Origin of the sequence: Kocuria rhizophila DC2201, from assembly GCF_000010285.1 — a bacterium.
In the GTDB taxonomy this organism is placed as follows: Bacteria; Actinomycetota; Actinomycetes; order Actinomycetales; family Micrococcaceae; genus Kocuria; species Kocuria rhizophila_A.
In genome coordinates this window covers 687399-709847 of the sequence record NC_010617.1, presented here as the reverse complement: position 1 = coordinate 709847, position 22449 = coordinate 687399, and the positions used below count along the sequence as shown (strand labels likewise).

21 protein-coding genes are annotated in these 22449 nt (G+C 70.5%); 2 read left to right on the top strand and 19 right to left on the bottom strand.

Features of this window, described 5'->3' with window-relative positions; genetic code table 11:
* Window positions 1-3: 3 nt before the first annotated feature.
* From treY to glmS, 5 genes are all read right to left on the bottom strand, one after another.
* Window positions 4-2373, bottom strand: coding sequence for a malto-oligosyltrehalose synthase (gene treY / locus KRH_RS03175; RefSeq protein WP_012397728.1), 2370 nt, complete (start codon window positions 2371-2373; stop codon window positions 4-6).
* 159 nt (window positions 2374-2532) lie between these two features.
* Window positions 2533-4710 carry a glycogen debranching protein GlgX gene (gene glgX, locus KRH_RS03170; protein WP_012397727.1) on the bottom strand — a complete coding sequence of 726 codons (2178 nt, stop codon included), beginning with the start codon at window positions 4708-4710 and terminating at the stop codon, window positions 2533-2535.
* Between the two features lie 84 nt (window positions 4711-4794).
* Window positions 4795-6741, bottom strand: a complete 1947-nt coding sequence (locus KRH_RS03165; protein WP_012397726.1) for a bifunctional ADP-dependent NAD(P)H-hydrate dehydratase/NAD(P)H-hydrate epimerase — start codon at window positions 6739-6741, stop codon at window positions 4795-4797.
* On the bottom strand, window positions 6734-7105 hold the full coding sequence (locus KRH_RS03160) for a holo-ACP synthase (RefSeq protein ID WP_012397725.1): 372 nt from the start codon (window positions 7103-7105) through the stop codon (window positions 6734-6736). Before KRH_RS03160 ends, KRH_RS03165 begins: the two co-directional genes overlap by 8 nt.
* 197 nt (window positions 7106-7302) lie before the next feature.
* Window positions 7303-9186 carry a glutamine--fructose-6-phosphate transaminase (isomerizing) gene (glmS, locus tag KRH_RS03155; protein ID WP_012397724.1) on the bottom strand — a complete coding sequence of 628 codons (1884 nt, stop codon included), beginning with the start codon at window positions 9184-9186 and terminating at the stop codon, window positions 7303-7305.
* Between the two features lie 73 nt (window positions 9187-9259).
* Between glmS and coaA the strand changes: the two genes are divergently transcribed.
* Window positions 9260-10216: a type I pantothenate kinase gene (coaA, locus tag KRH_RS03150; protein WP_012397723.1), complete on the top strand. Its 957-nt coding sequence runs from the start codon at window positions 9260-9262 to the stop codon at window positions 10214-10216.
* Between the two features lie 107 nt (window positions 10217-10323).
* Window positions 10324-10758: a large conductance mechanosensitive channel protein MscL gene (mscL, locus tag KRH_RS03145; protein ID WP_012397722.1), complete on the top strand. Its 435-nt coding sequence runs from the start codon at window positions 10324-10326 to the stop codon at window positions 10756-10758.
* 68 nt (window positions 10759-10826) lie between these two features.
* On the opposite strand, the gene glmM is transcribed toward mscL, so the two are convergent.
* From glmM to KRH_RS03075, 14 genes are all read right to left on the bottom strand, one after another.
* Entirely contained in the window at window positions 10827-12182 is a 1356-nt protein-coding gene (glmM, locus tag KRH_RS03140) for a phosphoglucosamine mutase (protein ID WP_012397721.1), read from the bottom strand.
* 48 nt (window positions 12183-12230) lie between these two features.
* Window positions 12231-13271, bottom strand: a complete 1041-nt coding sequence (ppk2, locus tag KRH_RS03135) for a polyphosphate kinase 2 (RefSeq protein WP_041297300.1) — start codon at window positions 13269-13271, stop codon at window positions 12231-12233.
* A gap of 352 nt (window positions 13272-13623) precedes the next feature.
* On the bottom strand, window positions 13624-14127 hold the full coding sequence (gene rpsI / locus KRH_RS03130) for a 30S ribosomal protein S9 (RefSeq protein WP_012397719.1): 504 nt from the start codon (window positions 14125-14127) through the stop codon (window positions 13624-13626).
* Between the two features lie 32 nt (window positions 14128-14159).
* Window positions 14160-14603, bottom strand: coding sequence for a 50S ribosomal protein L13 (gene rplM / locus KRH_RS03125; RefSeq protein ID WP_012397718.1), 444 nt, complete (start codon window positions 14601-14603; stop codon window positions 14160-14162).
* A gap of 267 nt (window positions 14604-14870) precedes the next feature.
* Window positions 14871-15866, bottom strand: coding sequence for a tRNA pseudouridine synthase A (locus tag KRH_RS03120; protein ID WP_012397717.1), 996 nt, complete (start codon window positions 15864-15866; stop codon window positions 14871-14873).
* An 88-nt stretch (window positions 15867-15954) separates the two neighbouring features.
* Window positions 15955-16719 carry a 50S ribosomal protein L17, sunset domain variant gene (gene rplQ, locus KRH_RS03115; RefSeq protein WP_012397716.1) on the bottom strand — a complete coding sequence of 255 codons (765 nt, stop codon included), beginning with the start codon at window positions 16717-16719 and terminating at the stop codon, window positions 15955-15957.
* A gap of 71 nt (window positions 16720-16790) precedes the next feature.
* Entirely contained in the window at window positions 16791-17810 is a 1020-nt protein-coding gene (locus KRH_RS03110; protein ID WP_012397715.1) for a DNA-directed RNA polymerase subunit alpha, read from the bottom strand.
* Between the two features lie 147 nt (window positions 17811-17957).
* Window positions 17958-18362 (bottom strand): 30S ribosomal protein S11, encoded by a 405-nt coding sequence (rpsK, locus tag KRH_RS03105; RefSeq protein WP_012397714.1) that lies wholly within the window; start codon window positions 18360-18362, stop codon window positions 17958-17960.
* 58 nt (window positions 18363-18420) lie between these two features.
* Entirely contained in the window at window positions 18421-18789 is a 369-nt protein-coding gene (gene rpsM, locus KRH_RS03100; RefSeq protein ID WP_012397713.1) for a 30S ribosomal protein S13, read from the bottom strand.
* 158 nt (window positions 18790-18947) lie between these two features.
* Entirely contained in the window at window positions 18948-19061 is a 114-nt protein-coding gene (gene rpmJ, locus KRH_RS03095) for a 50S ribosomal protein L36 (RefSeq protein WP_012397712.1), read from the bottom strand.
* 85 nt (window positions 19062-19146) lie between these two features.
* Window positions 19147-19368: a translation initiation factor IF-1 gene (gene infA, locus KRH_RS03090; protein WP_012397711.1), complete on the bottom strand. Its 222-nt coding sequence runs from the start codon at window positions 19366-19368 to the stop codon at window positions 19147-19149.
* Between the two features lie 240 nt (window positions 19369-19608).
* A complete protein-coding gene (gene rlmN, locus KRH_RS03085; RefSeq protein WP_012397710.1) occupies window positions 19609-20757 on the bottom strand; it encodes a 23S rRNA (adenine(2503)-C(2))-methyltransferase RlmN in 1149 nt (382 codons plus the stop codon).
* 86 nt (window positions 20758-20843) lie between these two features.
* On the bottom strand, window positions 20844-21677 hold the full coding sequence (gene map, locus KRH_RS03080; RefSeq protein WP_012397709.1) for a type I methionyl aminopeptidase: 834 nt from the start codon (window positions 21675-21677) through the stop codon (window positions 20844-20846).
* Between the two features lie 152 nt (window positions 21678-21829).
* Complete coding sequence (locus tag KRH_RS03075; protein WP_012397708.1) at window positions 21830-22396, bottom strand: adenylate kinase; 567 nt, start codon at window positions 22394-22396, stop codon at window positions 21830-21832.
* Window positions 22397-22449: the final 53 nt, after the last annotated feature.

Genomic DNA, 22449 nt, shown 5'->3' with positions numbered 1-22449 from the left:
GGTTCAGCCGTCCTTCCGGCGCAGGATCGCCACGGGGTAGGTGTCGAGGAGTTCGGCGAGCGTGACGCGCGCATCCTGGGCGGCCGTGAACTCGCGGTGGGTCAGGACGTCCTGCCACAGGCCGGGGGCCAGCGCGACGGTCTCGTCCGTGAAACCGCCCTCGGCGGCGAGCGTGGCGGGGAAGCGCGTGACCACGGTGGCCGCGCCGCCGCGGTCGAAGCCCAAGGCGTGCTCCGCGAGCGCACCCGTGGTCTCCAGCGGCGTGTAGTCCGTGAAGAGCTCGGGGTGATCGCGGCGCAACCGCAGGGCGCGGGAGGTCAGCAGCATCCGCGCGGCGCCGGTCTCGTCCACGGCGGGCGTGGCTGCCGCAGAACCCGGCGCGGCGGCGTCGAGCTCGGTCAGCATCGCCTCTCGCGCCGTGAAGTCCACGGAGCGGCGGTTGTCCGGGTCCACGAGGGACGGCTCCCACAGCTCCTGGCCCTGGTAGATGTCCGGAACACCCGGCAGGGTCAGCTGCAGCGCCGTGGCGGCCAGGGCGTTGGCCCAGCCCGGGCCGCTCACGCGGGCCACGCAGCCCTCCACGACGCCGCGGGCGCGCGGGTTCGTGAACAGGAAGTCGATGAAGCGGGTGAGCTCCCGCTCGAAGTTCTCGTCCCCGTCCACCCACGCGGTGGACACGGACGCCTCGCGCACGGCCTTCATGGCGTAGTCGACGGCGCGGTCCCGCTCCAGGGGCCACGCGCCCACCACGGCCTGCAGCACGAGGTTCACGGCGGGACCGTCCGAGAGCGAGATCCCGGCGTCCTTCGCGCGGCCCACGAGGGTGGAGACGGTCTCGGACCACACGCGCGGCAGCTCGGAGAGCACCGTGATGCGCGCACGGACAGCGGCGGAGCGCTTGGTGTCGTGGGTGGTCAGCGCATTCATGGTGGCCGGGCACTCGCGCTGGCGCTTCGCGGCCTCCTCGTGGAACTGCTCCGGGGTCAGGGAGAAGATCGAGGGGTCGCCGCCCACCTCCGTGAGGGACGTGAGCTTGGTCCAGCGGTAGAACGCGGTGTCCTCCACGCCCTTGGCCATGATCATCCCGGAGGTCTGCTGGAAGCGCCGGGCCACCTCCGCCAGGTCCTCCTGCCGGGTGGCCCCCTGCCCCAGCACGCGGGCGAGATCCGTGAGCACGACGTCGAGGTCCGCGCGCCGCTCCCGTGCTGCGGCCACCGCCACGCGCAGGTGCTCCGCGCCCTCGGGGAGGTAGGTGCGATACACGGGGAAGTTGGCGGCGATCTCCGCCAGCCCGTCGTAGGACGCCTCCGCGCCGTGCGGGAAGTCCCCGGGCAGCTCGCGCACCAGGCGGTGGATCTCTGCGGACAGGCCCTCGTCCGCCATGCGGCGCTTGGTCTCGTGGATCAGCTCGTCCCAACGCACGGGGGTGCCGCCGCGCAGCTTCGTGTCCAGGGAGGCGAGCTCGTAGTGGCCCCGCGCATCGGTCAGCACACGGTCGATCCACCCCAGGGAGTCGTAGCCCGTGGTGCCGGCCGTGCGCCAGTCCTCGGGGAGGTACTCCCCCGGTTCCAGGATCTTCTCCACCACGGTCCATGCGCCATCCGTGACCCCGGCCAGCATCTCGAGGTAGCCGCGCGGGTCCCGCACGCCGTCCGGGTGGTCGATCCGCAGCCCGTCCACGAGACCCTTGCGGAACCAGCGGGAGACCTCCGCGTGGGACTCGTCGAAGACCGCCCGGTCCTCCACGCGCACACCGGCCAGCGTGGCCACGGTGAAGAAGCGGCGGTAGTTCAGCTCGGAGTCCCCCCGGCGCCAGTTGACCAGCTCGTAGTGCTGGCGCGAGTGCACCTCCGCGGGGTTGTCGCCCTCGGACCAGGTGCCCTCGGCGAGCGGGTAGACGCTGTCGTAGTAGCGCAGCGTGCCGTCCTGGAGGGTCAGCGCCGAGAGGTCCTCGTCGCCGTCACCCAGCACCGGGATCAGCACCTTGCCGTGCCCGGCCTCCCAGTCGACGTCGAACGCGTCCGCGTAGCGGCTCTCACGTCCCTCGGCGAGCAGGGACCACCACCACGGGTTCTGCTGCGGCTCGGCCACCCCCTGGTGGTTGGGGACGATGTCCACCACCACGCCCAGCCCCGCGGCGTGCGCGGCCTCGGAGAGGGCTCGGAGCCCCTCGGAGCCACCGCGCTCGGGGTCCACCTCGGTGGGGTCCACCACGTCGTAGCCGTGGTCGGAGCCGCTCGTGGCCCGCAGAATCGGTGAGAGGTACACCCAGTCCGCCCCGAGGCGCCGGATGTACAGGACCAGCTCCGCCGCGCGGTGGAGGTCCTGCTGGGACGTGATCTGGAGACGGTACGTGGAAGTGGGTGTCAGCACCCCTCCAGTCTCGCGGAGTGCGCGCGCTCGTGCCAGTCCATCCGCCCAGGGCGAGCACCCCGCACCGGACACGACGACCGCGCCACCCCCGGGAGGGTGGCGCGGTCGTCACGGGTGCTCAGCCGCGTGGTCCGGCCGCCGGGCAGTCGCGGTCGGTGCTCAGCCCTCGTCCGCGTACACCGCGACCGACGCCGCCACGGAGGCGTCCGGCTCTTCCTCGGGCTCCTCCCACGCGCGCAGCAGCACGGTGGACTTGCCGTCCATCTGCAGCACGCTGGAGTGCTCCCGCACGTCCCCGTCCGAGTGCCGGCCGGCGGTGTCCAGGATCTCCTCCCACTTCAAGCCGTACTCGGCCGGGGGCAGGGTCACGTCCACGGGCTCCGGATTCGAGTTGAAGTACACGATGAAGTTGTCGTCCGTGATCCGGCGGCCGCGCATGTCCACGCCCGCGATGCCCTCACCGTTGAGCCACATGCCCACCGCGCGGGCCAGGGGCTCGTCCCAGTCGGAGGGAACCATGGGCGTGCCGTCGGTGTTGAGCCACGCGATGTCCGGCATGGCATCTCCCTCGCCCAGCTCCCCCATGTCCACGGGGCGGCCGTCGAAGAACTGCGAGCGCCGGAACGTGGGGTGCTCGTGGCGCAGCCGGGTGATGGCCGCGGTGAATTCCACGAGGGGCGCGTCCACCTTCTCCCAGTTGATCCACGTGAGCTCGTTGTCCTGGCAGTACGTGTTGTTGTTGCCCTTCTGGGTGCGCCCCAGCTCGTCCCCGTGCAGCAGCATGGGGGTGCCCTGGGAGAGCATCAGGGTGGCCAGGAAGTTGCGCTGCTGGCGGGCGCGCAGGGCCAGCACCGCGGCGTCGTCCGTGGGGCCCTCCTCGCCGCAGTTCCACGAGCGGTTGTGGGACTCGCCGTCGTTGTTGTCCTCGCCGTTGGCCTCGTTGTGCTTCTCGTTGTAGGAGACCAGGTCCCGCAGGGTGAAGCCGTCGTGGGCGGTCACGAAGTTCACGGAGGCGAACGGGCGGCGGCCGCTGTTCTCGTAGAGGTCCGCGGAGCCGGTCACGCGGGACGCGAACTCCCCAAGCGTTGCGGGCTCCCCGCGCCAGAAGTCGCGCACGGTGTCCCGGTACTTGCCGTTCCACTCGGTCCACTGCGGCGGGAAGTTGCCCACCTGGTAGCCGCCGGGGCCGATGTCCCAGGGCTCCGCGATGAGCTTGACCTGCGAGACGATCGGGTCCTGCTGCACGAGCTCGAAGAACGTGGAGAGCTTGTCCACGTCGTAGAACTCCCGCGCGAGGGTGGCGGCGAGGTCGAAGCGGAAGCCGTCCACGCGCATCTCGGTGACCCAGTAGCGCAGCGAGTCCATGATCAGCTGCAGCGAGTGCGGGTGGCGCACGTTGAGCGAGTTCCCGGTGCCCGTGTAGTCCATGTAGAACTTGTGGTCGTCGTCCACGGTGCGGTAGTAGGCGTTGTTGTCGATGCCCTTCATGGACAGCGTGGGGCCCATGTGGTTGCCCTCGGCCGTGTGGTTGTACACCACGTCCAGGATGACCTCGATGTCCGCCTGGTGCAGGGCGCGGACCATGGCCTTGAACTCCTGCACCTGGCTGCCCAGGTGGGAGGCGGCGCTGTACTCGTTGTGCGGGGCGAAGAACGCGATGGTGTTGTAGCCCCAGTAGTTGCGCAGCCCCTTCTCCAGCAGCGTGGAGTCCTGCACGAACTGGTGCACGGGCATCAGCTCCACCGCGGTGACGCCGAGCTTCTTGAGGTGGGCGATCACCGCGGGGTGGGAGACGCCAGCGTAGGTGCCGCGCTGCTCCTCGGGAACCTCGGGGTGCTGCTCGGTGAGGCCCTTGACGTGCGCCTCGTAGATCACGGACTTGTGGTACGGGGTGTGGGGGGTGCGGTCGCCCTCCCAGTCGAAGAACGGGTTGATCACCACGCCCTTCATCATGTGCGCGGCGGAGTCCTGGTGGTTCTCGGAGTCCTCGTCGCCGAAGTTGTAGGAGAACAGGGACTCGTCCCAGTCGATCCCGCCCTCCACGGCCTTGGCGTAGGGGTCCAGCAGCAGCTTGTCGGGGTTGCAGCGCAGCCCCTGGGAGGGGTCCCACGGGCCGTGCACACGGTAGCCGTAGCGCTGACCGGGCTGGACGGCCGGGAGGTAGCAGTGCCACACGTAGCTGTCCACGGCGGTGACCTCCACGCGGGTCTCGGCGCCGTCCTCGTCGAACAGGCACAGCTCCACGCGGTCGGCGACCTCCGAGAAGATCGCGAAATTGGTCCCTGTGCCGTCGAACGTGGCGCCCAGTGGATACGGGTGTCCGGGCCAAACTTCCATGTGGTTCTCCTCAGGGTGTGGTGGGGCCGAGCACGGGTCCCCCGCTCTCGGCCAACGTCCAACCATAGCCGTTCCGGGTGGCGCTCACGGACGGGTGAGGACCGCGCGGACGTTCTCGGCGAGTACGGACGGGGGCACGGGGCCCTCCCCGTGGGCGCGCGATGCGAGCGCGTGCAGCCCGGCTCCCAGCGCCGCGGCCGCGGCCCACCGGCCGTCCCCGCACGCCCACGGGCCGAGGCCGGCGAGGGCGTCCAGGTGCTCGGCCACGTGGGCGAGCACGGTACCGAGGATCCCGGCGAGGGTGTCCCCGGACCCCGCGGTCGCAAGCCAGGCACTGGCACCGCCCACGCTGAGGCACAGGCACTCGTCCGGCGTGCTCGGGGACGCCTCGCGGTGCGCGGTGCTCGACGACGCCGCGGGGTCGGCTCCGCCGCCCTGCTCCCGGTCCGGGCGGGGCTCGGACGGGGCCGCTGCCGCGTACTCCGCCCGGTGCCCCGGTGCGGAGGCAACGGGTGAGGCGATCACGGTGGTGGCCCCCTTGAGCAGCACGGTGGCCCCGGTCAGCCGGGCGGCCTCGCGGGCCCAGTGCAGCGGGTTCGCCTCGATCTCCGTGCGCTCGACCCCCGCCTCGCACAGCCCGAAGCCGTGCAGCCAGTCGAAGATCTGTGACAGCTCTCCCGCGTGCGGGGTGAGGACCTTGTGCGGACCCAGCCGGGCGTCCGCGACCGAGCGCGCCGCGGCGTCGAGCGCCCCGGCGTCCAGCACCGCGGGCTCGGCGGCCTCGATCACGGCCTGCACGCGCGCGGCCTGGGACTCGTCCCCCACCACGCCGGGGCCCGCGAGCCAGGCCTGCACGTGGACGTCCCACGGCTGGTCGTCGGAGCACACCACCTCGGGGCTGCGCGTAAGCACCATGGCCCGTGCCGCGGCGTCCCCCAGGAAGCGGACCATCCCGGCTCCGGCGTTCACGGCGGCCTGCGTGCACATGATGGCCGCACCGGGATAGCTGGGGGCCCCGGCGACCACGCCGAGCACCCCGCGCGAGTACTTGGTGTCGGTGGCCGTGGGCCGCGGCCACGCCTCCAGGACGTCCCGGTGCTCCACACGGTGCACGGCCGCGGGGCCCAGCAGGTCCTCGATGCCGATCGACACCACGGTCAGCGCACCCGTGGCCTGCTCCCCCGGGGAGACGACGTGGCCGGTCTTCGCGCTGCCGAACGTCACGGTCGCGTCCGCCGTGAGCACGGGCCCGGGGCTCTGCCCGGTGTCCGCGGACACGCCCGAGACGATGTCGCACGCCACCACGCGAGGGCGGCGCTGCCCGGCGCGCGCGTCCCGGCCCCGGCGTTCCTCAAATTCCCGCACCAGGTCCGCGACCGGCCCCCTGAGCCCGCCGCTCGCGCCGGTGCCGAGCACAGCGTCCACCACGAGGTCCGCCGCCCACAGCAGCTCCGCCGCCCCGGCCACGTCGACGGGTTCCGCGGCGGCCACCGCCTCCGCCGGGGAATCCGCCGTGGCCGTCCGGTCTCCGGTCCTCCTGCTGCCATGACCTCCCGCGCCCGCTCCGTGGGTGGCCGCGCCGGTGCCGTCGGTGGCCGGGCCGTCCGAGCCCGCCCCATTGCCGGGGCTCGCACCCGCCGCGTCGCGAGCCGCCCCTCCCTGTTCTCCGGCCGCGCCGGGCCCGTGGCCGCGCACGGCGTCCTCGACCAGCCGCGTGACGACGCCGCCCGCCCGCCTGAACGCCTCCAGGCCCGCCTCGTGCGCGCGGGAACCCGTCAGCACGGCCACCACCGCCACGCCGCCGCGGCGCAGGAACGCCCCGGCCCAGAGGCCGTCGCCACCGTTGTTGCCCGGGCCCACGAGCACCACCGCCCGGGTGCCGCCGAGGGCACCGGAACCGGCGCGCAGCTGGGCCTCGCACTCGCGGGTGAGCCCACGGGCCGCCCGGTGCATGAGGGCGTCCCCCTGTCCCTCGTCGAGCAGGGGCTGCTCGGCTCGACGGATGCTCTCACCGGAGCGGGCGTCAATCATCGCGGGATCCTTCCTGTGCCTCGGCCACCACGAACGCCACGGCCATGCCGCCGTCGTGGGAGATGCTCACGTGCCACGTGTCCACACCGCGAGCCCGCTGCTGCCGGGCCACCGTCCCGGTGGTGTGCAGGTGGGGCGCGCCGTGCTCGTCGTTGCTGACCCAGCAGTCCTGCCAGATCATCCCCGGCGGCGCCAGCAGTGCTTTGGCCGCCGCCTCCTTGACCGCGAAGCGCGCGGCCAGCGACCGCGGGGCCAGCTCCCGCTCGTGCGGCACGAACAGCCGCTCCCGCAGCCGGGGGGTGCGCTCGAGCTGCCGCTCGAAACGCGCGATGTCCACGATGTCCACGCCGGTGCCCACGATCATGCCGTCAGCCTAGCGGCGCCCTCCGACCCCCAGAAGGCACCGCGCGACGTCGCCCGCGCACCCCGGCGCCGCGCGGCCCGCTCCCCCGCCGGGGCACCGCGGCGTCGTCGTCCCCGCGGCGGCCGCCCCGGCAACGACGACGGCGGGTGACACCCTGTGAGAGGGCACCACCCGCCGTGTGCGGGAACGAGCTGCGGCTACTCGACCGTGACGGACTTCGCGAGGTTGCGCGGCTGGTCCACGTCGTAGCCCTTGGCCCCGGCGAGCTCGCACGCGAAGATCTGCAGGGGCACCGTGGCCAGCAGGGGCTGCAGCAGCGTGGGGGCCTCGGGCACGTGGAACACGTGCGTGGCGAACTCGCGCACGGCGTCGTCGCCCTCCTCTGCGATCACGATCGTCTCCGCACCCCGAGCGCGGATCTCCTGGATGTTGGAGACCACCTTGGCGTGCAGCGAGTCCCGGCCGCGGGGAGAGGGCACGATCACGATCACGGGCTGACCCTGGTCGATCAGCGCGATGGGGCCGTGCTTGAGCTCACCCGCGGCGAAGCCCTCGGCGTGGATGTAGGCGATCTCCTTGAGCTTGAGGGCGCCCTCCATGGCCACGGGGTAGCCCACATGACGGCCCAGGAACAGCACGGACTCGGCGTCCTCCATGCTCGTGGCGAGCTCCTTGACCTGCGGCTCCACCTCGTCCAGCACGCGCTGGATCTTGGCGGGCATGGCCTCGAGCTCGGAGAGGATGCCGCCGATCTCGTCCTGGTACTTGTTGCCGCGCAGCTGCGCGAGGTACAGCCCCAGCAGGTACGCCGCGGTGATCTGCGCGAGGAACGCCTTGGTGGAGGCCACCGCGATCTCGGGGCCGGCGTGGGTGTACAGCACGGCGTCGGCCTCGCGCGGAATCGTGGAGCCGTTGGTGTTGCAGATGGCCACCACCTTGGCGCCCTGCTCCTGCGCGTGGCGCACGGCCATCAGCGTGTCCATGGTCTCGCCGGACTGGGAGACGGCCACCACCAGGGTCTTCTCGTTGACGATCGGGTCCCGGTAGCGGAACTCGTGGGCCAGCTCCACCTCGGTGGGGATCCGGCACCAGTGCTCAATGGCGTAGCGGGCCACCTGCCCGGCGTAGGCCGCGGTGCCGCACGCGATGACCACGATCTTGTCGATCGAGCGCAGCACGGACTCGTCGATCTTGATCTCGTCCAGCGTGAGCCGGCCGTTCTCGTCCAGGCGGCCGAGCAGGGTGTCCCCCACCGCGGCGGGCTGGTCGTGGATCTCCTTCTCCATGAAGGAGGGGTAGCCGTCCTTCTCGGCGGCGGCGGCGTCCCACTCGATGTCGAAGGGCTTGCCCTCGGCGGGGCTGCCGTGGAAGTCCACGATCGAGTAGTCGTCCGCGGTGATGGTCACGATCTGGTCCTGGCCCATCTCCACGGCCCGCTTGGTGTAGTCGATGAAGCCGGAGACGTCCGAGCCCAGGAAGTTCTCGCCCTCGCCCAGCCCGATCACGAGCGGGGAGTTGCGGCGGGCGGCCACCACGCGGTCCGGGACGTCGGCGTGCACGGCCAGCAGCGTGAACGCACCCTCGAGGCGGCGGCACGTGTCCTGCATGGCCACCGTGAGGTCCTTGTGACCGTCGTCCTGAGCGTTGTAGGTGCGGGCCAGCAGCACGGCGGCCACCTCGGTGTCCGTCTCGGACACGAAGGTCTCGCCCTGCGCGACCAGTTCGCGCTTGATCTCGCTGAAGTTCTCGATGATGCCGTTGTGGATCATGGCGAGCTTGCCGCCGTCCACCACGTGCGGGTGGGCGTTGACGTCCGAGGGCCCGCCGTGCGTGGCCCACCGGGTGTGCCCGATGCCGATCGTGGAGTCGGGCAGGGGGTGGGCCTCCAGCTCCGCCACGAGATTGCTGAGCTTGCCGGCCTTCTTGCGGTACTCGACCTCGCCGTCCGCGATCACGGCGACCCCGGCGGAGTCGTAGCCGCGGTACTCGAGGCGGCGCAACCCTTCGAGGATCACGTCGAGCGCGGTGTGCGTCCGACCGTCAGCACCCTTGGAGCCCACATATCCCACAATTCCACACATGAGAGTGGATTCTACCGGAAACGGGTCCCCTCGTGCGCCGGTGCGGTACGGGCGGGCCTACACTGGTCCGAGCATGAGCACACAGCCCACCACCCAGCGCGTCTCCCCGTTCGTGGAGCTGGATCGTCAGACGTGGTCCAGACTCTCCCACGAGATCGACGTCCCTCTCACCGCGCAGGAGATCGAGAACCTGCGCGGTCTCGGTGACCGCCTGGACGTGGACGAGGTGCGCGAGGTCTACCTCCCGCTGTCCCGGCTGCTGACCCTCTACGACATGTCCTCCACGCAGCTCAACGCCGCGACCAACTCGTTCCTGGGCGAGCACCACGCGCGCACCCCCTTCGTGATCGGGATCGCCGGCTCCGTGGCTGCGGGCAAGTCCACCACCGCCCGCCTGCTGCGGGAGATGCTCTCCCGCTGGCCCTCCACCCCGAACGTCCAGCTGGTCACCACGGACGGCTTCCTCCACCCCAACGCGGAGCTGCGGCGCCGCGGGCTCATGGACCGCAAGGGCTTCCCGGAGTCCTACGACCGCCGCGCCCTGCTGCGCTTCGTGGCCGAGATCAAGTCCGGGGCCGCCGAGGTGCGGGCCCCCAAGTACTCCCACGTGACCTACGACATCCTCCCGGACGAGGAGGTGGTGGTCACCCGCCCGGACGTCGTGATCGTGGAGGGACTCAACGTGCTGGCGCCCGCCAAGCTGGAGAGCGGCAACCGCACGGCCCTGGCCCTGAGCGACTTCTTCGACTTCAGCATCTACGTGGACGCGCGCACCGCGGACATCGAGCGCTGGTACGTGGAACGGTTCCAGGCGCTGCGCTCCTCGGCCTTCGCGGACCCCCACTCCTACTTCCACCGCTACGCCAACCTCACCGACACCGAGGCCCGGGACGTGGCCACCGACATCTGGCACCGGATCAACGAGCCCAACCTGGAGCAGAACGTCCGGCCCACCCGGGGACGGGCCCGCCTGATCCTCTCCAAGGACCACGACCACAAGATCCGCCGGGTGCTGCTGCGCAAGAACTGACGGGGGCACGGCGGGTGATCACTGCGCTGCGCCGCCCCCGCGTCACGACACGCGCCCAGGCCCTCAGAATTTCCTGAATGATCGTGCGTCTCTGTACTGTGAGCGCCATGCTTAGTGGTTTCAAGGAATTCATCATGAAGGGCAACGTGATGGATCTCGCGGTTGCCGTCATCATCGGTGCCGCGTTCTCCAAGATCGTCAACGCCCTCGTGGAGAGCGTGCTCATGCCCGCCATCTCCGCCGTCGTCGGGTCCCCCAACTTCGACACCTTCGCCGTGGTCACCCTGCGCGGCAACGAGCTGAAGTTCGGCGTGCTGCTCACCGCGGTCGTCAACTTCCTGCTCATTGCGGCCGCGGTGTACTTCTGCATCGTGCTCCCCATGAACAAGATGATCGAGCGTCGCAACCGCCGCATGGGCATCGAGCCCACCGCGGAGCCCGCCGATCCCAACACGGTGCTGCTCACCGAGATCCGTGACGCCCTCGCCGGCAACCCCGCCGCGCCGGGCGCCGAGGGTCGCCACTCCGGCCCTGCCGTCTGACCGCCCGTCCCTTCCGACCACGAGGGCCCCGCATCCACCAGGATGCGGGGCCCTCGTCCGTCCGTGGTTCAGCTCTGCAGGCTGAGGTGCTCCTCCACGGCGGAGACGAGCTGCTCCGCCTCCCGGCGGGCGTCCTCGTGCGTGGCGGCCTCGACCATCACGCGCACCACCGGCTCGGTACCGGACGGGCGCAGCAGCACACGCCCCTCCGCCCCGAGCCGCTCCTCGGTACGGGCCACGGCCTCGAGGACCGGTTCGCTGGTCTTGGCCGCGGCCTTGTCCACGTTCTTCACATTGATCATCACCTGCGGCATCCGCGTCATGGTGCGGGCGAGCTCCTGCAGGGGCATGCCCGTCTGGGCCACGCGGGAGGCCAGCATCAGCCCGGTCAGCAGACCGTCCCCCGTGGTGGCGTAGTCCGCCATGATCACGTGTCCGGACTGCTCCCCGCCCAGGTTGTAGCCGTTGGCCACCATGGACTCCAGGACGTAGCGGTCCCCCACGGAGGCGCGCACCAGGGTGATCCCGGCCTCGTCGAGGGCGAGCTGCAGACCCAGGTTGCTCATCACCGTGGCCACCAGGGTGTCCTGGTTCAGCCGCCCGGCCTCCTTCATGGCAACGGCCAGGATGCACATGATCTGGTCCCCGTCCACCTCCGTGCCGGTGTGGTCCACCGCGAGGCAGCGGTCGGCGTCGCCGTCGTGCGCGATCCCGAGGTCCGCGCCCAGCTCCCGGACCGCCTGCTTGAGCGGGCCCAGGTGCGTGGAGCCCACGCCGTCGTTGATGTTCAGGCCGTCGGGCTCCGCACCGATCACGTGCACGGTGGCGCCCGCGTCCCGGAAGGCGTCCGGGGAGGCTCCCGAGGCCGCGCCGTTGGCGCAGTCCAGCACGATGGACAGTCCGTCCAGGCGGTGCGGGATGGCGCCCACCAGGTGCAGGATGTAGCGGTCCTCGGCGTCGGACAGGCGGGTCACACGGCCCACCTCGGCGCCCGTGGGGCGCACGAAGTCCTTGGCCTCGTAGACCTGCTGGATGGTGTCCTCCACGGCGTCGGGCAGCTTCTTGCCGCCGTGGGCCAGGAACTTGATCCCGTTGTCCGGCGCGGGGTTGTGCGAGGCGGAGATCATCACGCCGAAGTCGGCGTCGATGTCCCCCACCAGGTACGCCGCGGCCGGGGTGGGGAGCACGCCGGCGTCGTAGACGTCCACGCCGGAGCTCGCGAGACCCGCGGTGACGGCGGCGCCGATGAACTCACCGCTCGCCCGGCCGTCCCGCGCCACCACGGCCGTGGGGCGCTGTCCCTCCGGTGCGTGGCGGTGGCCCAGGACGATCGCCGCGGCCTGCGACAGCTCCATGGCCAGTTCTGCTGTGAGGAGGCCGTTCGCGAGACCGCGGACGCCGTCCGTTCCAAAGATTCTAGACATCGCAGATCATCCTACGACCATCCTCTGGGCGTTGGCGGCGCACCCGGCTCAGTCCTTGCCGGGGCGGACCACCGGGAAGCCGTCCGGGTTGGCGCCGTTGTCGTCCGTGAAGTCCGTGGCGCCGCCCACGATCTTGGAGTCCACCGAACCCACCAGGGAGTGGTCCTTGTTGGGGTAGTCGAACTGCGTGAGCACGTAGCGCATGGCCTCCAGCCGGGCGCGCTTCTTGTCGTTGGACTTGATCACGGTCCAGGGCGCGTCTCCGGTGTCCGTGTAGAAGAACATCGCCTCCTTGGCCTCGGTGTAGTCGTCCCACTTGTCCAGGGACGCCACGTCCGTGGGCGAGAGCTTCCACTGGCGCACGGGGTCCGTGCGGCGCGACTGGAAGCGCGCCAGCTGCTCGGCACGCGTGACCGAGAACCAGAACTTGATCAGGTGGGTGTCCGAGTTCACCAGCATCCGCTCGAACTCCGGGGCCTGGCGCATGAACTCGTAGTACTGCTGGGAGGTGCAGTAGCCCATCACGCGCTCCACGCCGGCCCTGTTGTACCACGAGCGGTCCATGAGCACGATCTCGCCGCCCGAGGGCAGGTGCTGCACGTAGCGCTGGAAGTACCACTGCGTCTGCTCGATGTCGGTGGGCTTCTCGAGGGCCACCACGCGCGCGCCACGGGGGTTCAGGTGCTCCGTGAAGCGCTTGATCGCTCCACCCTTGCCCGCCGCGTCACGACCCTCGAAGATGATGAGCAGCTTCTGGCCGGTCTCCTTGATCCACAGCTGCAGCTTGAGCAGCTCGATCTGCAGGGCACGCTTGGTGCGCTCGTAGTCCTTGCGGGAGAGCTTCTCATCGTAGGGGTAGCCGATCTTCCAGGCCTGCGAGTCCTCCGCGCCGCGCTTCTTGTGCAGCTTCCTGTCCAGCTCGCCGATCTCGTCGAGCTCCGCCGCGTAGTCCTCGACCACCGACACCCGGTGCTGCTCCTTCTTGAGGGCCTCGTCCACCGCGCTGTCCTGACGGGCGTGCTGCGCCGCCTCGTCCTCGGCCTTCGCGATGATGGCGTTCTCCTGCTGCTGGTCCGGCTGCTTGCTCATACGGGCCCTCTCGTGACGGTGCGGTGGGGGCTGCGGTGCCCCACCTCGCACTTTACGCCCGCGTCACGTTGCGGATACCCGCGCAACACCGGTCACGACGACGCCGCGTGCGGCTCCCCCGCTCGTCCCACCCACCGCGCGGCGAACCCGGGCGCGAAACGAGGCAGGGCCCCGGGCCTCGGCCGAAGCCAGGGTACGGGACCCTGCGAGACGAAACCCGGCCGAGGCCTGGGTGGCGTCGGCCAGCGCGAGGGGAGCCAAGCGCCAAACGACGCAGGGCCCCGGCCCCCGGCCGAAGCCGAGGAACGGGACCCTGCAAGACGCAGTCCGGCCGGGGGCCGGGTGGCGTCGTTTAGCGCTTGGAGTACTGCGGAGCCTTGCGCGCCTTCTTGAGGCCGGCCTTCTTGCGCTCGATGACGCGGGCGTCACGGGTGAGGAAGCCGGCCTTCTTCAGCGCCGGGCGGTTGTGCTCGGCGTCGATCTCGTTGAGGGCACGGGCCACGCCAAGGCGCAGCGCACCGGCCTGGCCGGAGGGGCCGCCGCCGCTGATGCGGGCGATGACGTCGTAGCCGCCCTGCAGCTCCAGCAGCGTGAAGGGGTCGTTGACCTCCTGCTGGTGCAGCTTGTTGGGGAAGTACTCCTCCAGGCTGCGGCCGTTGACGGTCCACTTGCCGGAACCGGGAACCAGGCGCACGCGGGCGATGGCCTGCTTGCGGCGGCCCACGGCCTGGCCGGGGACGGTCAGCGCGGGGCGCTCGGACATGGCGGCGGAGCCGGCCACGGACTCGGTGGACTCGGAGGTGTAGCTGGTCAGCTCCACGTCCTCGGTGATCTGCTCTTCAGTGTTCTGAGCCACGATTCTCCTTGTGTGTTCTTCGTTGGCCCGAATTACTGGGCGACCTGCGTGAATTCGTAGGGCTTGGGCTGCTGGGCCTGGTGCGGGTGCTCGGCACCGGCGTAGACCTTGAGCTTGGACAGCTGCTGGGCGGCCAGCTTGTTCTTGGGCAGCATGCCCTTGATGGCCTTCTCCACGGCACGCGTGGGGTTCTTCTCGAGCAGCTCGGCGTAGCTGGTGGACTTGAGTCCGCCCGGGTAGCCGGAGTGCCGATAGGCGCGCTTCTTCTGGAGCTTGGAGCCGGTGAGGGCCACCTTCTCCGCGTTGATGATGATGACGAAGTCGCCGGTGTCCACGTGGGGAGCGAAGGTCGGCTTGTGCTTCCCGCGCAGCAGCGTTGCGGTCTGGCTGGCAAGACGACCCAGGACGACGTCGGTGGCGTCGATGACGTGCCACTGACGCTGGACGTCACCGGGCTTCGGAGTGTACGTACGCACGTTGATCTGCCTTCGTTTGTCTGGTGAAGACACGATTACTCGTGTCGATCGGTTCCGCTGTGCTTCGGGGCCCGGGTGAGATCCGGGCGGCATCCGTGCGTCCGCAACCCGGTGCACCGCACGGCCTTGCGCTCTGCAACATGAGCGACCGCTGCGGGTACACGTGAACCGGGGCAGAACACGCACAACAGCGTTCGATGATACCCGATCCCCGCGGACCCCGCCAGTGCCGGGCCGTGTGCCCGGGGGTGGGCCCGCCGATGCCGCTCAGTCGCCGCCGCGCCGCGCGCGGGTGACGCGGGCACGCTCGGCGAGCAGGGCGTCGTCGGGATAGGCCACGGCGTCGAGCACCAGACCGTGCGCCGGGGCCATCACGATGGCCGCGTCCCGCGTGCGGGCCCGCAGCCGTTCCCCCGGCCAGGAGGGCCCGTGGCGGCCCTCCCCCACGCGCACCAGGGCCCCCACCACGGAACGGACCATGTGGTGGCAGAAGGCGTCCGCGGTGAGGGCCACGGTGATCATGCCGTGCTCGTCACGGTCCACGGTGGCGCGCTGCAGCTCGCGCACGGTGGTGGCCCCCGCCCGTGGCTTGCAGTAGCTCAGGAAGTCGTGCAGCCCCAGCAGCTCGCGGACCGCGCCGTCCATGGCCGCGACGTCCAGTTGCGGGTCGACCCACCACGAGAACGTGCGGGTCAGCGGGTCGTGGCCCGTCCGGGCGTCCGCCACGCGGTACCGGTACGCGCGGGAGAGCGCCGAGAACCGCGCGTCGAAGCCCGGCGGCGCCTGCGCCACGCTCTGCACGACCACCGCGCCCACCACGGGCTCCCAGCCCCGGTCGGCGCGGTCCTTGCCGAGCACGCGGTTCAGGGCGCCGTTGAGCCGCCGGGCCAGCACCGGGTCCACGGGCCCCCGTGCGTCGGACGCCGCAACCGTTCCTGTCGTGGCTGCCGGGGCGGAAGCGTGCGCGGGGTCCGGGGACGCCGGCAGCGCTCCGGCGACGCGGCCCGTTCCCCTGCTCCGCGTCACCCGTTCCCATGCCTCGCGGGGCACGTCCACGTGCACGGTCTGGCTCCGGGCGTGGACGCCCGTGTCGGTCCGCCCGGCCACCACGGTGGGGCAGCGCACCCGGAAGACCAGGCAGAGCGCGTCCTCCACGGCCTCCTGGACGCTGGGCAGCCCGGGCTGGCGGGCCCAGCCGCGGAACGGCGCGCCGTCGTAGGCCAGGTCGATCCGCAGCCGCACGCACGGGTCCTGCTCGGGCATCCTCACTCCTCCTCGGATACGACGACGCCGCCGCAGGCAACCTGCGGCGGCGTCGTTCCGGCCGTCCCCTCGCGGGGAGATCCCTCGACTACTCGGAGATCTTCTGGGCGGCGGCTCCACCGGCCGGCTGGAAGCCGGCGGCCTCGGCGTTGGCCGGGGAGTCGAACCAGATCTCGGCGGTGGTACCGGAGTACCAGCGCGAACCGGGCACGTGGTACTTCATGGAGTTGCGGTTGCCCTTGACGGCGAAGCCCTCGGGGGCCTCACCGGACTCGAGCGGTGCGTGCGAACCCGGGAACTCGGCGTCCTGGTTCTCCGCGGCGACCTCGGCGGCCTCCTCGGAGCCCACGGCGGGAGCCTGCTCGTCGGCCGGGATCTCCTTCTCCTGCACGTCCGCGGTGGTGGAACCGGCGGGGGTGTCCACGGGAGCGACGGGAGCCGGGGCGGCCTTGGCGGTGGCGCGCTCGGCCTCGGACACGGTGGCCTTGGAGGCGACCGGCTCCATGACCAGCTCGATCACGGCCATGGGGGCGTTGTCGCCCTTGCGGTTGCCGATCTTGGTGATGCGGGTGTAGCCACCCTCGCGGCCGTCCATGGCCGGTGCGATGCTCGTGAAGAGCTCGTGCACCACGGACTTGTCGGTCAGCTGGCGCATCACGCGGCGACGGGAGGCCAGGTCACCGCGCTTGGCGAAGGTGATCAGGCGCTCGGCCACGGGACGCAGGCGCTTGGCCTTGGTCACGGTGGTGGTGATGCGCTTGTGCTCGAACAGCTGCTGGGACATGTTCGAGAGGATCATGCGCTCGTGGGTCGGCCCGGCGCCGAGACGGGGTCCCTTGGTAGGGGTAGGCATATCAGGTCTCCTGGTGATCGGGCCCGCGCGGTAGGCTCAGCCGCCGCGGGGCACGGAAAGTGGTGTGGGCGTCAGTCGAGGTCGACGTCGAACGGGTTGTTGTTGTCGTCCTCGTCCTCGAGGGACGCCGCGTGGGCGGCGAGGTCGTAGCCCGGAGGGGAATCCTTCAGGGCCAGACCGAGCTCGCCGAGCTTGTCCTTGACCTCGTCGATGGACTTCGCACCGAAGTTGCGGATGTCCATGAGGTCCGCCTCGGAACGGCCCACGAGCTCACCCACGCTGTGGATGCCCTCGCGCTTGAGGCAGTTGTAGGACCGCACCGACAGCTCGAGATCCTCGATGGGCAGCGCCATGTCTGCGGCGGCGGCCGCGTCCGTGGGCGACGGCCCGATCTCGATGCCCTCGGCGGAGGAGTTCAGCTCGCGGGCGAGCCCGAACAGCTCCACCAGGGTGGTGCCGGCAGAGGCCACCGCGTCACGCGGGGAGATGGCCTCCTTGGTCTCCACGTCCAGGATGAGCTTGTCGAAGTCGGTGCGCTGCTCGACACGGGTGGCCTCCACGCGGAAGGTCACCTTGAGCACCGGGGAGTAGATCGAGTCCACGGGGATCCGACCGACCTCCGCGTCACCGGACTTGTTCTGGGACGCCGAGACGTAGCCGCGGCCGCGCTCGATGGTCAGCTCGATCTCGAGCTGGCCCTTCGAGTTCAGCGTGGCGATGTGCAGCTCGGGGTTGTGGACCTCCACCCCGGCCGGGGCCGAGATGTCAGCCGCGGTGACCTCACCCGGGCCCTGCTTGCGCAGCCACGCCGTGACGGGCTCGTCCTCCTCGGAGGACAGGGAGAGCTTCTTGATGTTCAGGATGAGCTCGGTGACGTCCTCCTTGACGCCCTCCACGGTGGAGAACTCGTGCAGCACGCCGTCGATGCGGATGCTGGTCACGGAGGCCCCGGGGATGGAGGACAGGAGCGTGCGACGCAGGGAGTTACCGAGGGTGTACCCGAAACCCGGCTCGAGGGGTTCGATCACGAACCGGGAGCGGTTCTCGGCCACAGCCTCTTCCGTGAGGGTGGGGCGCTGTGCGATGAGCACTGATGTTTCCTTTCAGCGTGCCTCCGCCATATGACGCACGCAGGTGGTGGAAAACAAAATGGGTGGATGCCGCGGTGAGCAGGCGAGGTCACCGCGTCGATGCGTGGTCACCGGGCTCGTGAGAGCCCGGTGACCACGCGACACGAGTCAGACGCGGCGGCGCTTCGGGGGACGGCAGCCGTTGTGCGCGGACGGGGTCACGTCCTGGATGGAGCCGACCTCCAGCCCGGTGGCCTGCAGGGCGCGGATCGCGGTCTCGCGCCCCGAGCCCGGTCCCTTGACGAACACATCCACCTTGCGCATTCCGTGCTCCTGGGCGCCCTTGGCTGCGGCCTCTGCGGCCTGCTGCGCGGCGAACGGAGTGGACTTGCGCGAGCCCTTGAAGCCCATGCCGCCGGCCGAGGCCCACGACAGGACCGCACCCGAGGGGTCGGTGATGGACACGATGGTGTTGTTGAACGTGGACTTGATGTGAGCCTGTCCCTGGGTCACATTCTTGTTCACCTTGCGACGCGGCTTGCGAGCGGCCGTCGCGCGAGTTTTCTGGGCCATGGATTCTCCTACAAAGATCTTCGACGTCGGTCAGCCGCCCACCGGACGGCGGCCGCGATTACTTCTTCTTACCGGCGACCGTGCGCTTGGGACCCTTGCGGGTGCGGGCGTTGGTCTTGGTGCGCTGGCCGTGGACGGGCAGACCCCGACGGTGACGCAGGCCCTGGTAGCTGCCGATCTCGACCTTGCGGCGGATGTCGGCGGCCACCTCACGGCGAAGATCGCCTTCGACCTTGTAGTTGCCTTCGATGTAGTCGCGCAGCTCCACGAGCTGCGGATCGGTGAGATCCTTGACGCGCACGTCCCCGGAGATGCCCGTGGCTTCCAGGGTTTCGAGTGCGCGGGTACGGCCCACGCCGTAGATGTAGGTCAGCGCAACTTCCAGCCGCTTTTCACGGGGAAGGTCGACGCCTGCGAGACGAGCCATAGTGGCGGTTCTCCTTGATGTTCCGGAGGTCTTGAACACCGCGTCCCGATCGGTTCACGATCGGTCTCCGGCCTCCGTGCCGGGGGTTGCCGCGCCCTGGGGCGGCGGCTGCGGTGTCCGTTCTTGTCAATCCACTTGCGTGGGCGGGAGCGTTCCCGTCAGCCCTGGCGCTGCTTGTGCCGGGGGTTCTCGCAGATCACCATGACCCGGCCGTTGCGGCGGATCACCTTGCACTTGTCGCAGATCTGCTTGACGCTCGGTTGGACCTTCATCGCATTCCTTCGCGTACTAGTAATGGCGTATGCACTGTGGCCCCGGAGCGCGCAGGTGTCCCTGGCGCGGCGGTGGCCGCGGATGCTACTTGTAGCGGTAGACGATCCGGCCTCGGGAGAGGTCATAGGGGCTGAGCTCCACCACAACGCGGTCCTCGGGGAGGATCCGGATGTAGTGCTGGCGCATCTTGCCCGAGATGTGGGCGAGCACCTTGTGACCGTTGGTCAGCTCAACACGGAACGACGCATTGGGCAGTGCCTCGACCACAGTGCCTTCAATCTCGATGACTCCGTCTTTCTTGGCCATATCCTCCGCTAACTTCTCGAGGGGTCCGGGTGTCTATCCGGACGGCGGTGCTCCGATCCAGCCCACCAGATGAACAACCCCGCACTGCACGCGGCAGCGGGGGTCGGGGTTCTGGGCACGGCTCGACCTGCGAGCACAAACAACCAACGGACGACACTACGCCTTTCCGGTGGTTTCCGCAAGGCACGACGCCGCCGCGCCCGGCTCCAGGCGGCGCGCCGCTCCCGCGCGGTGGACCGCTCAGGCCTCCGTGGCCAGCTGGCCGCAGGCGCCGTCGATGTCCGAGCCCCGGGTGTCCCGCACCGTGGTGGGGATGCCGTGGGCGCGCAGCCGCTCCACGAAGTTCTGCTCCACCCCGGGCCGCGAGGCGGTCCACTTGGAGCCGGGCGTGGGGTTGAGCGGGATGGGGTTCACGTGCACCCATCCCCCACCCCGCTTGTTGAGCTTCTCCCCCAGCAGGTCCGCGCGCCAGCCCTGGTCGTTGATGTCGCGGATCAGCGCGTACTCGATGGACACGCGGCGGCCCGTGGCGTCGTAGTAGTCGCGGGCGGCGTCGAGCGCCTCGTCCACCTTCCACCGGGTGTTGATGGGGATCAGCTCGTCCCGCAGCTCGTCGTCGGGGGCGTGCAGGGACAGCGCGAGCGTGATGGGCAGCTTCTCGAGGGTGAACTTGCGGATGCCGGGCACCAGGCCCACCGTGGACATCGTGAGCCCGCGGGCGGAGATGCCCAGGCCCTCGGGCGACGGGTCGATGATCCGGTGCACCGCACCCATGGTGGCCTTGTAGTTCGCGAGCGCCTCGCCCATGCCCATGAACACGATGTTGGACACCCGCTGCGGCGCCTCCTCCGGGTCCCCCACCGCACCGTCACGCAGTGCGCGCACGCCCTGCACCACCTGGTCCACGATCTCCGCCGCGGACAGGTTGCGGGTGAGCCCCGACTGGCCGGTCGCGCAGAAGGGGCAGTTCATGCCGCAGCCGGCCTGCGAGGAGATGCACATGGTCACGCGCTTGTCGTAGCGCATCAGCACGGACTCCACCATGGCGTTGTCGAAGAGCCGGTGCACGGACTTGACGGTCATCCCCTCGTCCGCGCGCAGCTGCCGGACGGTCTTGAGCAGCGGCGGCATGGCCTTGGCCACGAGCTCCTCCCGCTGCCCCGCGGGAAGGTCCGTCATGGCGGCGGGATCGGCCTCGAAGCGCTCGAAGTAGTGCTTGGACAGCTGCGACGCCCGGAACGCCGGGTAGCCGGCCGCCCGCAGGAACTCCTTGCGCCCGGCCATGTCGAAGTCCGCCAGGTGCAGCGGCGGCTTGCCCCGGCGGGCGGGCTTGAACACCAGCTGGCCGGTCTCGGGCCTCGGTGTGATCTCCACGGGTGTCGTGGTCATGGCTGTCCTCTTCCGTGTCGGTGTCCGGGTGTCCGGGTGTCCGGGTGTCCGGGTGTCCGGGTGTCCGGGTGTCCGGGTGTCCGGGGTCAGGATCCCGGGATCGGGACCGGGTGGATCCCGAGCGGCTCGAGTCCGGAGGCTCCGCCGTCCTCGGCCGTGAGCACCCACACGCCCCGGCTGTGCAGGCACACGCTGTGCTCCCACTGGCTCGCCCGGGAGCCGTCCACGGTCACGACCGTCCAGTCGTCGGCGAGCACGCTGGTCTCGATGCCGCCGCGCACGAGCATGGGCTCGACGGCCAGTGCCGTGCCGGGAACCAGCTTGGGACCGCGGTGCTTGATCGCGAAGTTTGGCACGTCCGGGGCCATGTGCATCTCGGTGCCGATGCCGTGGCCCACGTAGTCCTCGAGGATCCCGAGGCGCCCGCCCACGGTCCCGCGCACGTGGTTCTCCACCGCGAGACCGATGTCGCCCACGTGCGTGCCCGTGGCCATGGCGGCGATGCCGCGCCACATGGCGGCCCGTGTGACGTCCGAGAGCTCCTGGTCCGCGGGGTCCTGGGACTCGCCCACGAGCACCGTGCGGGCGGAGTCCCCGTGCCAGCCGGCCACCACGGCCCCGCCGTCGATCGAGACGATGTCCCCGTCGCGCAGCTCCCGCTCCCCCGGGATGCCGTGGACCACCTCCTCGTTGACGGAGGTGCACACCGTGGCCGGGTAGCCGTAGTAGCCCAGGAAGTTGGACTCCGCCCCGTACTCGTCCAGCACCGCGCGGAAGGCGCGGTCGAGGTCCGCGGTGGTGGCCCCGGGCACGGCCGCGGCCACCGCGGCGTCGAGCGCGCGGGACGTCACGACGCCCGCCCGGGCCATGGCGGCCAGCTCGGCGTCGGACTTGAGTTGGATCTTGCGGCGTCCCAGCACGGTGCTCGGGTCCTCCCTGGATGCGTCCCGCTCGCTGCGGGTGTCGATGGTGGAGCCCCCGGGCCCGTGCTGTGCACCGGCCCGGGGGCCCTCTCGTGGTCTCGTGCCGCCCTGACGGTCCCGTGCGGGAGCCGTCGCAGCGGCGGGCGGGCTCAGCGCTCGAGCGCCGCCATGATGCGTTCGGTGACGTGGTCGATGCTGCCCAGCCCGTCCACGCGCACCACGATGCCGCGGTCCTCGTAGACGCCCACCACCGGGGCGGTCTGCTCGTCGTAGACGTCCAGACGGTGGCGGATCACGTCCTCGGTGTCGTCCGTGCGGCCCTGCTCCTGGGCCCGGCCCAGCAGCCGGGACACGAGCTCGTCGTTGTCCGCGGTCAGCAGCAGCACCACGTCGAGGCCCACGCCGTTCGCCTCGAGGATCCGGTCGAGCTCCTCGACCTGCGCCACGGTGCGGGGGTAGCCGTCGAGCAGGAACCCTCCGGAGACGTCCTCGTGCGAGAGCCGGTCCCGCACCATCTCGTTGGTCACGGAGTCCGGCACGAGGTTGCCCGCGTCCGTGTAGCGCTGCGCCTCACGGCCCAGTTCGGTCTGGTCCTTGATGTTCGCTCGGAAGATGTCCCCGGTGGAGATGGCGGGCACGCCCAGTCGCTCGGAGATCCGGGCGGCTTGCGTGCCCTTGCCTGCACCTGGCGGTCCGATGATCAACATGCGGGTCATGATCTCTCCTTGCGTGAGCGGGTACGTGCTGCCACTCTACCGGGGCGCCCGGA

Bases quoted from the DNA above. Each gene is read 5' to 3' on its own strand.
- glmS (WP_012397724.1), bottom strand. From the start codon at position 9,186: ATGTGTGGAATTGTGGGATATGTGGGCTCCAAGGGTGCTGACGGTCGG.
- KRH_RS03075 (WP_012397708.1), bottom strand. From the start codon at position 22,396: ATGACCCGCATGTTGATCATCGGACCGCCAGGTGCAGGCAAGGGCACG.
- KRH_RS03160 (WP_012397725.1), bottom strand. From the start codon at position 7,105: ATGATCGTGGGCACCGGCGTGGACATCGTGGACATCGCGCGTTTCGAG.
- KRH_RS03165 (WP_012397726.1), bottom strand. From the start codon at position 6,741: ATGATTGACGCCCGCTCCGGTGAGAGCATCCGTCGAGCCGAGCAGCCC.
- infA (WP_012397711.1), bottom strand. From the start codon at position 19,368: ATGGCCAAGAAAGACGGAGTCATCGAGATTGAAGGCACTGTGGTCGAG.
- rpsK (WP_012397714.1), bottom strand. From the start codon at position 18,362: ATGGCCCAGAAAACTCGCGCGACGGCCGCTCGCAAGCCGCGTCGCAAG.
- KRH_RS03120 (WP_012397717.1), bottom strand. From the start codon at position 15,866: ATGCCCGAGCAGGACCCGTGCGTGCGGCTGCGGATCGACCTGGCCTAC.
- rpsM (WP_012397713.1), bottom strand. From the start codon at position 18,789: ATGGCTCGTCTCGCAGGCGTCGACCTTCCCCGTGAAAAGCGGCTGGAA.
- ppk2 (WP_041297300.1), bottom strand. From the start codon at position 13,271: ATGAGCAAGCAGCCGGACCAGCAGCAGGAGAACGCCATCATCGCGAAG.
- glgX (WP_012397727.1), bottom strand. From the start codon at position 4,710: ATGGAAGTTTGGCCCGGACACCCGTATCCACTGGGCGCCACGTTCGAC.
- rpmJ (WP_012397712.1), bottom strand. From the start codon at position 19,061: ATGAAGGTCCAACCGAGCGTCAAGCAGATCTGCGACAAGTGCAAGGTG.
- rlmN (WP_012397710.1), bottom strand. From the start codon at position 20,757: ATGACCACGACACCCGTGGAGATCACACCGAGGCCCGAGACCGGCCAG.
- glmM (WP_012397721.1), bottom strand. From the start codon at position 12,182: ATGTCTAGAATCTTTGGAACGGACGGCGTCCGCGGTCTCGCGAACGGC.
- mscL (WP_012397722.1), top strand. From the start codon at position 10,324: ATGCTTAGTGGTTTCAAGGAATTCATCATGAAGGGCAACGTGATGGAT.
- rplQ (WP_012397716.1), bottom strand. From the start codon at position 16,719: ATGCCTACCCCTACCAAGGGACCCCGTCTCGGCGCCGGGCCGACCCAC.
- coaA (WP_012397723.1), top strand. From the start codon at position 9,260: ATGAGCACACAGCCCACCACCCAGCGCGTCTCCCCGTTCGTGGAGCTG.